We start from the raw sequence: 14,276 nt of genomic DNA on the forward strand, positions 1-14,276 counted from the left end.
TTGGGTTTAAAAAGAGGGAAAAATGTCGTGCTCAGCTTTGGTGACCATACCCCCAAAGAAAAAGCTCAAAACATGATTCGAATCTTCACGTATATATTTTGCCTTTTTTTCTTTTTTTCTCCAACACGCACTGTTGCTCAGTCGTTAGAAGGTTATTTACCATTCTCTCTCACTTTGCCAAATGGTCCATGGCTGCTTTTAGCGCTGTGTGGAGGAGTTTCTTGCGCTTCATTTTTTACGTGCATGGCTGTTATTATGCATGCAAAAAAAGCAGCCCAGAAGCCTTTGAAGATAATTCAGACAGATTTTTCTGAAAAACTTAAATATTATGAATGGCTTCTGGAAGAAACCAAACAACTCCTTCTTATTTGGGAAAATCCAACATCCTTGCCTCGTGTCGTTGGTGGCCTTTCCACATTACAAAAAATAGGCATTGATCAGCAAGATTTTCAGCGCTTTGAACTCTGGGTTGAAGAAAATTCTCTGCGAGAACTTGATTATGCGTTGACTCAACTGTGTTGTAAATGTCACCCTTTTGAGCTTTCTATCACCACCACAAATAATGTGCTGCTACAAGTTACAGGGGTTATCGCAGGAACAGTCGCTATTGCTCGTTTTCAAGATATCTCAAAACAGCAGAGCGAAAATGCTCGTTTACAGAAAGATATTGCTCGCCTTCTTATTGAACTTAGAATGCAGCGTAATCTTCTTGATCTTATTCAAGAGCCTGTATGGATAAAAGATTGCGAAGGAAAAGTTTGTTTTATCAATCGTGCATTTAGAGAAATGACAGACTTTCATGAAGATAGTGATGAAGTGGGTGATCTTTTCAATGAAAACACACAACGCAAAACAGATGAAACAGAAACAATTTTTCAAGAACATGTTCATACCGTCATTGATGGTGAACGGCGCTATTTTCATCTCACACGTCTCACAACAGCCGAAGGAATGGCCGCTTTCGCACGTGATGACAGCGCCTATGAAAATCTTGCTCATGAATTAAGATATGTTCTTCAAAGCCATTGTGAAACCCTTGACCAAATCTCAACAGCTGTCGCCATTTTTGATACAAACCAAAAATTAAAATTCTGCAATCATGCTTTTAAAATTTTATGGCCGTTAGAAAGTTCCTTTTTAGAAAGTGAACCAAGCCATACATTATTTCTTGAACGTTTACGTGAAAAAGGGCTCATTGCTGAACATCCTGATTGGCGTGCGTGGAAAGAAGAACTTTTTAAAGCCTATCGGCAAACAGAATCGAACCAACAAATTTGGAATCTTCCAGATGGTCGTACGGTGCGTGTTGTCTCGAATCCTCATCCACAAGGAGGGGTTACATGGCTTTATGAAAACCTTACAGAAAAAATTGATCTTGAACGCCGTTATAATACACTTATTAAAATACAAGGTGAAACACTTGATAAACTTTCTGAAGGTGTGGTCGTTTTTGGTGCTGATGGACGCCTTCGTTTATCGAATCCTTCCCTGTCGAAATTGTGGTCGCTTCCTTATAATTTAATGGTAGAAGGAACCCACATTACACAGTTAAAAAGCCATTGTTCAGCCTTAACAGTGCGACAAGAATGGGATCAATTTACTAAATTCATTACCGGTTTTGCTGAAAAACGTGAAACATATTCAGGTCGTATAGATCTTAAAAATGATATGATTATTGACTATACTTTGGTCCCTCTTCCCGATGGACAAACGATGCTTACTTTTGTGAATGTCACAGATACTGTCCATGTTGCACGTGCTCTTCAAGAAAAAAATGAAGCCTTAGAAAGTGCAGATCGTTTGCGGAATGAATTTGTTCAACATGTTTCCTATGAATTGCGTACACCTCTCACCAATATTATTGGATTTTCCGACATTTTACGGGATCAAATTTTTGGTTCTATCAATGAACGTCAACAAGAATATCTTGGGCACATTCATTCAGAATCAGGAACCCTTTTAAATATTGTTAATGATATTCTTGATCTTGCCACTCTTGATGCAGGTATTATGGAGTTAGACATAAAACCAGTTAACATTGCCGATGCGATGATACAAGCAGTAGCCCGTGTAGAAGATCGCCTTAATGGACGCCACATTACGCTTTTACAACAAATTTCTCCTTCCTTAAACACTATTTCTGCTGACGAAAAACGCTTACATCAAATTTTTGTGAATGTCTTAAGTAATGCACTTAATTTTGCAACGGAAGCGAGCACAATTGAATTTTGTGTCGATGAACAAGATGATAACATTGTCTTTAGCGTTCACAATGAGGGCTCTGACATCCCTGAAGACATTCTTGATCGTATTTTTAAACGTTTTTCTTCCCATTCACATCATGGTGGGCGTACAGGAGCGGGACTTGGTCTTTCGCTTGTGAAAAGTTTCGTTGAACTACACGGTGGACATGTTGAAATTCTTACCGGTTCTGGAAAAGGAACAACAGTTAAGTGTTTTTTCCCCTTCCCAAAAGGAGATGAGATTTTTTAATGAAAGCCTTAATGAATTTTGATTTTTTCCTTGAAAATGAAGAAGCAACAAAGCTTTTTGCAAAAAATTTAGCCCTTTCTTTAAAGCCAGGGGATCTTGTAACACTGCAAGGAGATCTTGGAACTGGAAAATCAACCATTGCACGCACAATCATCCAAACGCTTGCAAACGATAACACTATGGATGTTCCAAGCCCTACTTTTACTCTTGTGCAAAGCTATAAACTTTCACAGTTTGAAATTATTCATGCTGATCTTTATCGCCTTTCTATGGCAGAAGAAATTGACGAATTAGGGCTTCATGAAACACGTGAGAAAACCATTTTACTCGTTGAATGGCCAGAAAGAAGTGCATCTCTTTTAGAGATTGCCACTTTTGCACTCACCTTACACTATAAAGCACAGGGACGTCATGTGACATTGAGATCGTCACAACATTCCATTGAACGTTTTCAACAATCTTTTGCAATTTGCACATAAAAAAACATCGATATGAGCACGCTTAACAGTATGGACTCTTAAAAGCATTAAAATAAATGCATCTAACTTTTTTCTTTCATTGAACTTCTTTTACAATATATCGTAGAATATTTTAAAAAACCTCAAAAGGAGAGATAAAATGTCTCTCCTTTATCGTTGCTTATGTATAGCATTAACTCAGCCCATCTTTTATCCATTCAGAAAGACGTCCTTTAGAGGTAGCGCCAACCATATTTGATGAAACATTTCCATTTTTAAACATTAATAATGTAGGGATAGAGCGCACTCCATATTGGGTAGCCAATTCCGGATTTTCATCAATATTTACTTTAGCAATTTTAACTTGATTTTGCATTTCCGTTGAAATTTCATCCAAAATTGGCGCAATCATTTTGCAGGGACCGCACCATTCTGCCCAAAAATCAACCACAACAGGGGTGGAAGAAGTTAAAACTTCACTTTCGAAATTGTTCTTATCAACTTTTATACACGTCATTGATTTATCCTTTATACTACTCACTTTTTATAGATTGGTATGATAACAATTCATATCAAGTTATTGTAAAAAATAAATTATTAAGGAACTTTTCTGCACCAAAAATTGTGGAGTGCGTTTATTTGAACGATTTTATGAAAGTAAAAAAGCATAAAGATACTTTGAAGGGAAAGAATAAACTTATAAGGCAATTTCATCAAGAAATGCCTCAAGCTTTTCTGGAGGAAGTTTAAAAATTTTAGCTTCTTTACTGTAGATAAGCAGAGCTTGGACATCTTTATCGGGATGAATAGCTTGTAACAATTTACGATAAAGAGCCATTTGCAACCAATGATGAGGAGCAATAGCGGCTTCATTTTCTGGTGGGTGTCCCGTTTTAAAATCAGCAAAGATAATGCTGTTTTTCGTGATGTAGAGACGATCAATTTGACCAGAAACTGCTTGTTCTTTTCCACGAATTTTTACAATACCCATTAAAGGAACCTCAGCACGTGAATGCTCAGAAAAGAGAGGTTTGAGGTAAACATGATCTAAAATTTTCCAAACATGGCGAAGAGCACCTTCTCTTTGGCTTTTCTCCCAATGAAAAGCTTTAATATTGAGATAGTTTCGAGCATAATCTTGGCGTTTTTGTGGGGGGCAATTGGGTAGATATTGTAATAATCGGTGAATGAGATGACCATATTCAATGAAAAAAGCTCTGTTGGTGTTTGTTTCTCCTAAAACAGGCGAAGTGAAAAGTTGTTTTGGGCTTGAAGAAAGCTCTGTATCAGCTTCAATGGAAAGGCTTGCGACAGAGGGTTTTAACGGTTTTGGAAGCATTGGTTCTGCTGGTACTTTATGAGAGAAAAAAGCAGGCAAAGGTGGTAAGGCTTGACTCTCAGCGAAAGCGACTTCTTGGTTTATAGGAACAGTAGAAGAAGATGTAATGCAATAACGCCAAGCTGCAATATCTTCTGCAGGGCCTTTTATAGCAACCGCATGGGGTTCAAGGGCTTTTTTTACCAGTTGTAGCCATGTGTCAGAGGGCGTTTTTTTACCTTTATATCCACAAACAAATAAACGATCTTCAGCACGTGTCATTCCTACATAAAGAAGGCGCCTATATTCTTCTTCGGCACGCTCTTTTAAATGTGAAATTGCTTTCTTAGAGAGCTTTGTATCAAACTTTTCATTGGGGTGCCAAATAAAAGCGTGTGGTCCGTTCTCTTGTGCACTGTTTAAAGGAATTTTAAGCAAATGAGGCGCATGCTGAGGATGCCAAATCGCGCTACCAGGATCAACCAAAAATACAACAGCAGCTTCTAGTCCTTTTGCAGCATGAACAGTCATGATGCGAATTTCTTCATTGTTTTGTTCAAATTCACGTTTAATTTCTGGTTCGCTTGCACTTAATGTTTCTAAAAAAGCTTGTAATCCTGGTAATCCTGTTTTTTGAATGTTAAGCGTATAATCCATAAAAGCATCGAGCACATCATTGGCTTCAGATCCTAAACGAGACAGAATTTTTTGTCTTCCCTTATCATTATTCAAAATATGGCTATAAAACTCGAAAACCGGTATTTTATCCACTAAAGCGCGATAATGGTTCAACTTTTCAAAAGCGTCTTTAAAAGATGCTTTCGATGATGCGTGCGTAGATAAGTTTTGCCAAAGAGAGCCGGTGCGGTGTGCGGCAAGCTGATAGAGTTCCTCTTCACAAAAAGCAAAAAGGGGGCTTTTTAACACGCAAGCAAGAGAAAGATCATCTTGTGGCTGCAAAACAAAACGCCCAAGTGCCATTAAATCACGGATACTAATATGTTTGGTGAGTTGTAAACGATCAGCTCCTGCTACCGGAATATTAAGGTGTTTAAGAGCACGAGAAAGAGCTGAGACAAATTTATCACGTTTACGGACCAAGATCATAATATCACTTGCCCGTATTAAGCGTTCCTTTGCTGGAAGCATTTCGCCTTTTCGTAACCAGCCAGCAACCGTTTCAGCAATTTTTTCTGCTAAACGCACTTCAGGTGTATCTAAATGGTCAACGCTTAAATGCCAGTCATGCGGAAATTCGCTTGTTTCTTTAGAAATAGCATCCCATATAACAACCTCTCCCGGGCTATGAACACGAATAGCTTCATGCACCGTCTTTATATTTTCCGCCGAAAGTCCTTTATAGTTTTCTGGTGTTTCAAAAACAAGATCAACGCTTTTAAGAATATCTGCTGTAGAGCGAAAAGAATAATGCAATTGTATTTTTTCAAATTGCTGATTTGTTTGCTGCGCTTTTTTTTGAATAATTCGTCCATTTGCAGCAAAATTTTCTGGAGCCGCACCTTGAAAAGAATAAATAGATTGCTTTTCATCTCCAACAGCAAAAAGAGTCCGTATATTTGTTCGTTGGCTATACCCTGAGAAAAATTCTTGTGCCAACAGTTGAATAATTTGCCATTGCTCAGGGTTGGTATCTTGTGCTTCATCAAGTAGAATATGATCAAGCCCCTGATCAAGTTTATAATGCACCCATTGGCTTGCACCTTTGCGCTGTAACAAATGAAGTGTACGCTCGATAATGTCATCAAAATCTAAGAAGCCATTAGCCTTTTTTAGATTGGTATAGATTTCGAGATAAACAGTACACAGCTGAAAAGCAGCCATATTGAGGGTGGCAACTTTTGCGCATTGATATTTTTCTAAAAGAACAGAAAGCTTGTTTTGTTTATCTTCAAGCATTTGTTGAATAAAAGGCCAAATTTCATCTGATTTTTTACGAAATAAATGTGGAAAATTACGTGGTTTACCCTCTGTGGTCAAATAAATATCAGAGACAATATTGAGAATATTGGTCTCATCACGCGCTTCTTCTAATTGGGAAAACTTTTCCACCATCTCTTTTAGACGTTGACTGCCATTGGTTTCACAATGCTTAAGAGCATAAAGAGGAAGACGCGCGGTTTGTTGAATTTGTTCTAATAGGGATTGGTTTGTTTCATCAGGCGCTAAGTTAAAAAGCGCACGAAATTTTTCTTCTCCATTTTCAGATAAAAGAGAAGAGAAAAAATCAGAGAGTTTATGTTGCTTTTCAATAGCTTCATAGAGAAGTTTGTTAAAAGTATGTTCGCTAATAACTTGAAGTAACTGTTGTAAAGCAGGCTGTATATCACGACGTACTAAAAGTTGGCGACGGGATTCTTGTCGTAATTTTTTGCGACTGACATCATCAGGAATTTCAAAATGCCGTGCAATATTGGCTTCTAACATAAATTGATACAAGAGAGATTCGCAAAAAGCATGAATCGTTTGAATTTTTAAGCCACCAGGTGTTTCAAGAGCACGCGCGAAGAGTTGTCGTGCATAAATTAATTTTTGCGCATTGACGGGCTTATTTTCAAACCGTGTCAAGGTTTCTTGCAGCTGTGCATCATCCAATTCATTCCAACTGGACAACGTGCGAAAAATTCGTGATTGCATAACAGCAGCAGCAGCTCTTGTATAAGTAAGGCATAAAATACGTGCTGGAGGCGTACCATTTAAAAGCAAACGAATAACACGTTCACTTAAAACGTGCGTTTTTCCAGATCCTGCATTCGCAGAAACCCACACGTTTTTCTGGGGATGTGTTGCCGTCGCTTGTGCATCAAGAGCAGCTTCAGGAATAGAAAAAAACGTCATGATTACTCTTCTTCGTGAAAACCAATTGACCATTCCCACAACCGTGCTAAATGGTCGTAGTCACCTTCATACCGTTTTTCAATGGGAACAGCATGTGAGAGATAGCCTTGTTGTGGATTTTGATAATACGTTATAAGGGCAATAAGATTTTTCCATGCGATTTCACCAAGATTAACGGCACTAAGATAAGTTTTTTTGTCTTTTTCCGTTAAAAGAATGGATTGAGATTTAATTTCACCTTTTCCGTTCAGAGGAACATAAAACAAATTTGAGGGAACAAGATCTTGAAAATCTGGAAATGCCCCTTCCATCAGCAAAGCTGTTTCTAAAGCCAATTGTGGAAATAATAATTCACGAACTTGTTTTGATGAAGGAGGGATTCCAGTTTTGAAATCTAGAATTTCAACCGTTTTGTCTGGCAAAACATCAAGGCGATCAGCCCGTCCTGAAAGGGTTACTCCTGTTTTGCCTATAGGAATTTTTTGTGAGACTACTTCCGAATACCGCTCTCGCGGTCCTAAACTTTGTTCCCATTGAATTAGAAATGGAGCAAGATTTTCAAAACTGTTCCACCAAACTGTTTCAATATCAGGTGGAAAATTGAATTTATCAAATTCTTTACGTCCAATAGAAAGCAGAACATTGAGTGCATTTGCAGCATTTGGATTTTTTATTTGTGTGCAAAAAGCGGCAAGAATAGCGTGATAAAGTATTCCGCGCTCAAGTGTGCTAGGGTCATGAATCAGTGCTTTAAGAGGTTTGAGTCGTAAGATTCTTTTGGCATAAATAGCATAAGGATCATACCGCAATGTTTCTATTTCAGTGACTGAAAAATGACGCGGACGCATAGTAAGAGGTGGTACAGGACAAGGACGTTTCACCTCAGAATTTACGCTTGTATGATCAAGCATCTTGCTCCAATAGAGGAGTATTTCACCTCGTACACGAATTTGTTTCCAAACCTGTTTTCCTACAACTGTTTCTATACGTTGTAGCCATCGTGAGGGAATAGAAGGAGTATGATTAACCCGCAATGCACGACTCATCACCACTTTATCCATTCCCATAGCCCATTGAAAATCATGCGCAGAAACACCTATACGTTGCTCTGGTGGTTCCAGAGTTAACATCATTTTCATCGGGCGCGATAAAAAAGCATCATTTCGGGTTGATATCGGCCATGAACCTTCATTAAGACCGCCGATGACCACTGTATCAACCGTTTGCAAACGTGATTCCAAAGTACCCCAGATGAATAAACGTGGATGTCCTCCAGGTGAAGGTGTGACGGAACGCGTTGCGATCAATGCAGAAAACATAGCAGGCCATTCGCTAAAATGAAATGTTAATCCTGATCGATCACTGACCAATTCACGCAAAAAATTTGATAGGGTTTGTCCTGCTTCGTGTTGATAAAGATGAGCAAGAGAATTATCCTCATTGCGACCAAAATTCTCAAAAACTTCAACAGTTGCTATCGCAGCTTCATTGACGGTGCATTCTTTCTCTTGTTTCATGAGAAAGGTTAAAGGTTCAACAGCTTTCTTCAAAAGATGACACAGAAAACGTGCTTCTTCAAACTTCTGCTGATCAAGGGCATTCATTTCAGAACGATCATGAGAATATGTTTCAATCCATTTTTCAAGGAATTGATCACATTCAAAAAGATTGATGCGCCCTGTATTCCCTCGCAGTACAAAAAGTTCAAAATTTTCTGCCAGTTCGCGTAAGCGATGACGGTTTTGGTGGAGTGTTGTCAGTGGATGTTTAAGAAGAGAAAGAAAAGCAATGGGATCATCAGGTTGCAACACATTTTCTAAGATCAGTCGTAAGAGTGTTACAGGCAATGTTTGTGCAAGTGGTATTCCCCCTGAATCATTTGCTTCAATACCAAATCGCTGTAATTCCGCCGCAACACGGCGGGCTAAATTACGGTCATTTGTAATAAGAGCTGCGGTTTTTTTGGGATTTTCAATAGCTCTTCGTAAAGCAACAGCGATAGCCAGAGCTTCCTCACGTTCATTTATAGCTTCAATAAATGACCAATCTGCACAAAGTTCCTTATAATCATCACGGACAATTTGTACCCATTTATCGGTTGTAGAAGCTGGTCGGAATGCTTCTGATAAAAGCGCCATTCGCCTTTTCTTTGTTGCACTTTGTTGGCCAATCTCACAAACATGAGCGCGTTGACACTCCATGAGAGAAAGAAGTTTTTTTAAATGATATTGAGGATGGCTAAAAATATTTTCTGCATGATCAAAAGAAGCACACGCTATTTTTTCTTTATTGCTCGTGCCAAGTGCATTCCATTGCTCTTCATCCATATGAAGATCAAGACCTGGAAGAACAACTGCCCCTTTTGGCAGAGAGGCTATAACCTTTAAAAGATGAGAAACTGCCGGCATAGAACCTGATACACCAGCCGCAATGATAGGTTTATCAGATTGTGCGCGTCGTAAAGTCTCTGCGTGCATTGTAAGTGCTTGATTACGCCATTCAGCGGGATTACTTCGTTGCCTTTCTGTTAAAATTTGCGGCCAATTTTGTGTCACAATCGTTAAAAAATCGAGCGTTATTTGCCACCATTCAGCGACCATATCAGGGGCAATATCTTTAAGTTTTGACCAGTCTGCTCCTTCTGTTTCAATTTCATCCATCAAATGTGCTAAATCTTGAGCAAGCCAAAGTGCATCGGCACTATGAGCCGGAATAAGCACATCTTCTGTACCAAACATGGTACGCAAATGTGCAGGCAAATTTTCACGCCATGGACGAATAAGACGCGCTAAAAGCAGCAGGCGTTCACTTTCGCCAATGGGTGGATTGAGAGTGCTGGTATGATTTTCAACAAAAAGGAAACTGTCTTCATCGACATCTCCTAGAGCACGAATGGTTGGCAAGAAGGTTGATCGTGTATCACTTCTTTCAACAAAGGCTAAACGCAAAGCCCGAGCCGCACGACGTGTCGGAACATAAATAAGGCTATCGGCAAGAGCCGTTTGAATATCTCCATCAGAAGCAAAATTATCAATAAGGGCACCAGAGAACAGCGCATCAACAAAGTGAGGCAAAAAAGCTGTTCCAGAAGAAATAGAAAAGACACGTGGTTTATAGGTCATATAATATTGTATTTGGGATAACAAATTCCATCTTATTGATTATTTGTATTATTTTGACTGTATACAATTTTCATACAATTAAAAACTATATTTATACAGGAGATTCTTAATTTAGATTTTAAAAAGATTGAAAGACATTCCATATCTTATCGTAAAAAAACATATCAAAATTTTTTTGATATGTTTCAACGAAGAATTGGCGATAGCTTGTTCTCTAACTCACATAAACGCTCTAAAAAATATTAAAATTTTAAAAGCTCCAAAAGTATAAATATATTGTAAATTATTGAATATAATAGTTAAATTTACGGTATTCTTTCTATCGTGCACTCTGAAAATGTTCTTTACATACTCTATCACTTTCAGAAAAAATACTCCAACTCAACGTGACAAATGATTACCAACCAAATTGTTGTATAACCGATTCTTCTTTACATTAAGCGCGTATTTGATAATCTTTAAAAGCAGAAAATTTTATTTTAGGAGCTCTTTCTGCCTCATAATTTAATGAAAAATGGTTCTCTGCTAAAAATACTGGATCACCCTCTAAATCATACGCAATAGCAGAGCGGTGATTTCTGAGAAACTTTTGCAACTCATCTTTGCTCTGTGTTGAAATCCAACGACATACATTAAAGCGTGCTGGTTCAAAATTTACCGGTAAAGAATATTCTATTTTCAATCGCTCTTTTAAAACATCAATTTGCAAAGCACCAATAACACCAATGAGAGAAGGTGACCCATCATCTGGAATAAATAATTGCACAACCCCTTCTTCAGCCATCTGTTGCAAAGCTTCTTTAAGCTTTTTTGCTTTCATTGGATCGCCTAAACAAACACGACGCAAAATTTCTGGTGCAAAATTGGGGACTCCCTTAAAGAGGATATCTTCTCCTTCAGTCAAAGTATCGCCAATCCGTAACGTTCCATGATTAGGGATTCCTACGATATCACCAGCATAGGCTTGATCAGCAATTTGGCGTGAACGCGCAAAGAAAAACTGTGGAGCCGAAAGTGTCATCGGTTTTCCTGTTCGCACTAACTTTGTCTTCATGCCGCGTTCAAGTGTTCCAGAACAGACCCGAAAAAATGCAATACGATCACGGTGATTAGGATCCATATTTGCTTGAATTTTAAAAACAAACCCCGTCATTTTAGGTTCAGTTGCTATGATATTGCGCTGATCTGCACTTTGATCACGAGGACTTTGACCAAAATCAATGAGTGCATTGATCAAATCACGAACACCAAAATTTCGTAACGCCGAACCAAAATAAACCGGAGTCATATGACCTTCACGGAAAGCTTGAAGATCAAAATTTTTGCAAGCATTTCGAGCGAGTTCCACCCCTTCAATAAAAGTTGAATGTTGATACTCTGGAAGTAAATGGACAATTTCACTGGGATCTGAAACAATCTGTTGTGTTATTTCATCATCTTTTTGACGAAATCGATTATGATGAAGATCAAAAGTCCCAACAAAATCTTTACCCGTCCCAATGGGCCATGTTATGGGTGCGGTATCAAGCGCTAGCTTTTCTTCAATTTCATCTAAAAGCTCTAGAGGATCACGCGCCTCACGATCCATTTTATTGATAAAAGTAACAATAGGAATATCCCGCATCCGACACACTTCAAATAATTTCAGTGTTCTAGGCTCAATCCCGCGGGCGCCATCCAAGACCATGATAGCACTATCAACAGCTGTCAGCGTGCGATAGGTATCGTCTGCAAAATCTTCATGGCCTGGCGTATCTAGGAGATTAAAAATATGATTTTCATATTCAAACGTCATCACTGAAGTCACAACGGAAATACCACGATCACGCTCAATATTCATCCAATCAGAACGGGTTTGAATACGATCCTTTTTAGCTTTTACTTCTCCTGCAAGTTGAATAGCACCACCAAACAATAAAAGCTTTTCTGTCAATGTCGTTTTTCCAGCATCTGGGTGAGCAATAATTGCAAATGTACGGCGTCGCTTTACTTCTTGCACTCTTCGTTCCATTATTCCTCCACAGATCGTGCAAGTGCTTCAGCAATTAGTGCACGCATTTCATTAATCCCATAAAGCGCAATAAATGATCCCAATCGTGGTCCTCGTTCCTGCCCTAAAAGGACTTCATAGATCATTTGAAAAAAGACATTTGAAACACCCGGTCCCCCTTCAGGGCTTTTTTTGTTATGATCTTGATAGCGTTCTATTAAACGTGCAACATCAAGAAGTGCATTTTGAATCATATTGCTATCAGCAGTTTCAGGCAAACTGGCTAATTTTGCATCAATTTGCGCTAATGTTGCCCGTTCACTATCATCTGCTGCGCGAAATTTTTTGTTAGGTTTCACAAAAATATCAAAATATTTAAGAGCAAATTGCACTAACTGATCAAGTTCTGGATAAGTTTGTGCATTGGCTCCTTGAGCATAGCGAGAAATAAACCCCCAGAGAACCTCTTTATTCTCTGCATTTGAAGCACTTACCAAATTCAACAGAAGAGCAAAGGGAACCGGTAAATCAACCTGTGGAGGACAACCATTATGGATATGCCATACTGGATTATTAAGCCGTTCTTGCCAACTTTGACGACCATAAGCTGAAAGATGTGCATAATATTCATCCACGACTTTGGGAATAACATCAAAATAAAGCCTTTTGGCTGTTTTGGGCTTTGAAAACATATAAAGCCCTAAACTCTCCGTTGGAGCGTAAGTAAGCCATTCATCAATGGTTAAACCATTTCCCTTGGATTTGGAAATTTTCTGACCCTTTTCATCCAAAAAGAGCTCATAGTTAAATCCTTCTGGAGGTTTTCCACCCAAGACTTTACAAATTTTAGAAGAAAGATTTGTGGAATCGATAAGATCTTTTCCTGCCATTTCATAATCAATGCCAAGCGCTGTCCAGCGCATAGCCCAATCAACCTTCCATTGACACTTAACCTTGCCCCTAGTGACCTCCGTTTCTATAGTTTCTCCTGTTTCAGGCTCTATATAAGTAACCGTTCCTTTTTCAACATTCCGCGCAATCATCGGTACCTGTAATACTTTTCCAGAAAAGGGAGAAATCGGTAAAAAGAGAGAATAAGTCGCCTGCCGTTCTTCACCCAATGTTGGTAAAATAATTGCCATCACCTTGTCATAACAGGCAAGGATTTTTAAAAGTGTTTCATCAAAACGACCGGAACTGTAATAATCCGTAGCACTTGCAAATTCATAATCAAAACCAAAACAATCAAGAAAAGCCCGTAAACGTGCATTATTCGCCGCTCCAAAAGAAGGATAATCATCTCCAAAAGGATCAGGAACGCGGCTCAACGGTTGACCAAGATAATGTTCCATCTTCTCGCGATCAGGCACATTCTCAGGGACCTTGCGCAAACCATCCATATCATCAGAAAAACAAAGCAGCTTTGTTTTTACTTTATTCTCTGTAAGAATATGAAATGCATGACGCACCATAGTTGTACGTGCCACTTCACCAAAAGTTCCAATATGCGGTAAACCAGAAGGCCCATAACCTGTTTCAAATATTACACTGTCTGGATAACCCGTCTTTTCGTACCGTTTGATAATCTTACGTGCTTCTTCAAATGGCCAAGTTCTCGATTGAGCAGCCGCATCCTTTAATTCAGGCGTAAGGCTAAGGGCATCACACTGATCACGCATCATTATCTTTATCCTAAAAATTATACTCTTTTCAAAATAGGGTGTATGGTTCTTGAATTTATTCGTCAATAATAGCAAGCAAAAATATGGAAATTTCTTGATACTCACCATATAAAAACAAACCGCGCTGTAAACATATTTTATTTTGATAAAAATAAAAAACGTTCAATATTATAAAGCAAAAGTATCTTGTTTTGATTATCAAAGCCTTCTTTTTTCTTAATCATAAGGCGTGCTTATTATATTGGTGAGCAAACCAACATCATCACAAACTTTGCTCCCTAATGTTGTTACAATTCTTAACGCTTGAGATGATTCATAAAAGATATGCCTTTCTTGTACAGTTTTTACCCACATGGC

General features: G+C 38.5%; 7 protein-coding genes. 2 read left to right on the top strand and 5 right to left on the bottom strand.

Translation table 11 applies throughout. The features are described 5' to 3' along the window. Positions 1 to 27 precede the first annotated feature (27 nt). Complete coding sequence (locus NNJ85_RS03800) at positions 28 to 2,493, top strand: PAS-domain containing protein (RefSeq protein ID WP_254473661.1); 2,466 nt, start codon at positions 28 to 30, stop codon at positions 2,491 to 2,493. Between the two features lie 11 nt (positions 2,494 to 2,504). After that, positions 2,505 to 2,972 (top strand): tRNA (adenosine(37)-N6)-threonylcarbamoyltransferase complex ATPase subunit type 1 TsaE, encoded by a 468-nt coding sequence (gene tsaE, locus NNJ85_RS03805; protein WP_371923325.1) that lies wholly within the window; start codon positions 2,505 to 2,507, stop codon positions 2,970 to 2,972. A 172-nt stretch (positions 2,973 to 3,144) separates the two neighbouring features. On the opposite strand, the gene trxA is transcribed toward tsaE, so the two are convergent. The 5 genes from trxA to NNJ85_RS03830 form a co-directional block, all read right to left on the bottom strand. Next, on the bottom strand, positions 3,145 to 3,468 hold the full coding sequence (trxA, locus tag NNJ85_RS03810) for a thioredoxin (RefSeq protein WP_005774353.1): 324 nt from the start codon (positions 3,466 to 3,468) through the stop codon (positions 3,145 to 3,147). A gap of 180 nt (positions 3,469 to 3,648) precedes the next feature. Beyond that, positions 3,649 to 7,125, bottom strand: coding sequence for a double-strand break repair helicase AddA (gene addA / locus NNJ85_RS03815; protein WP_254473665.1), 3,477 nt, complete (start codon positions 7,123 to 7,125; stop codon positions 3,649 to 3,651). Positions 7,126 to 7,127: 2 nt separating this feature from the next. After that, positions 7,128 to 10,247 (bottom strand): double-strand break repair protein AddB, encoded by a 3,120-nt coding sequence (gene addB / locus NNJ85_RS03820; protein ID WP_254473667.1) that lies wholly within the window; start codon positions 10,245 to 10,247, stop codon positions 7,128 to 7,130. Between the two features lie 436 nt (positions 10,248 to 10,683). Then, positions 10,684 to 12,258: a peptide chain release factor 3 gene (locus tag NNJ85_RS03825; RefSeq protein ID WP_254473669.1), complete on the bottom strand. Its 1,575-nt coding sequence runs from the start codon at positions 12,256 to 12,258 to the stop codon at positions 10,684 to 10,686. Next, positions 12,258 to 13,919, bottom strand: a complete 1,662-nt coding sequence (locus NNJ85_RS03830) for a lysine--tRNA ligase (protein ID WP_254473671.1) — start codon at positions 13,917 to 13,919, stop codon at positions 12,258 to 12,260. The genes NNJ85_RS03825 and NNJ85_RS03830 overlap by 1 nt, the downstream gene beginning before the upstream one ends. Positions 13,920 to 14,276 lie beyond the last annotated feature (357 nt).

Origin of the sequence: Bartonella sp. B1098 (genome assembly GCF_944896145.1) — a bacterium.
Classification (GTDB): Bacteria; Pseudomonadota; Alphaproteobacteria; order Rhizobiales; family Rhizobiaceae; genus Bartonella.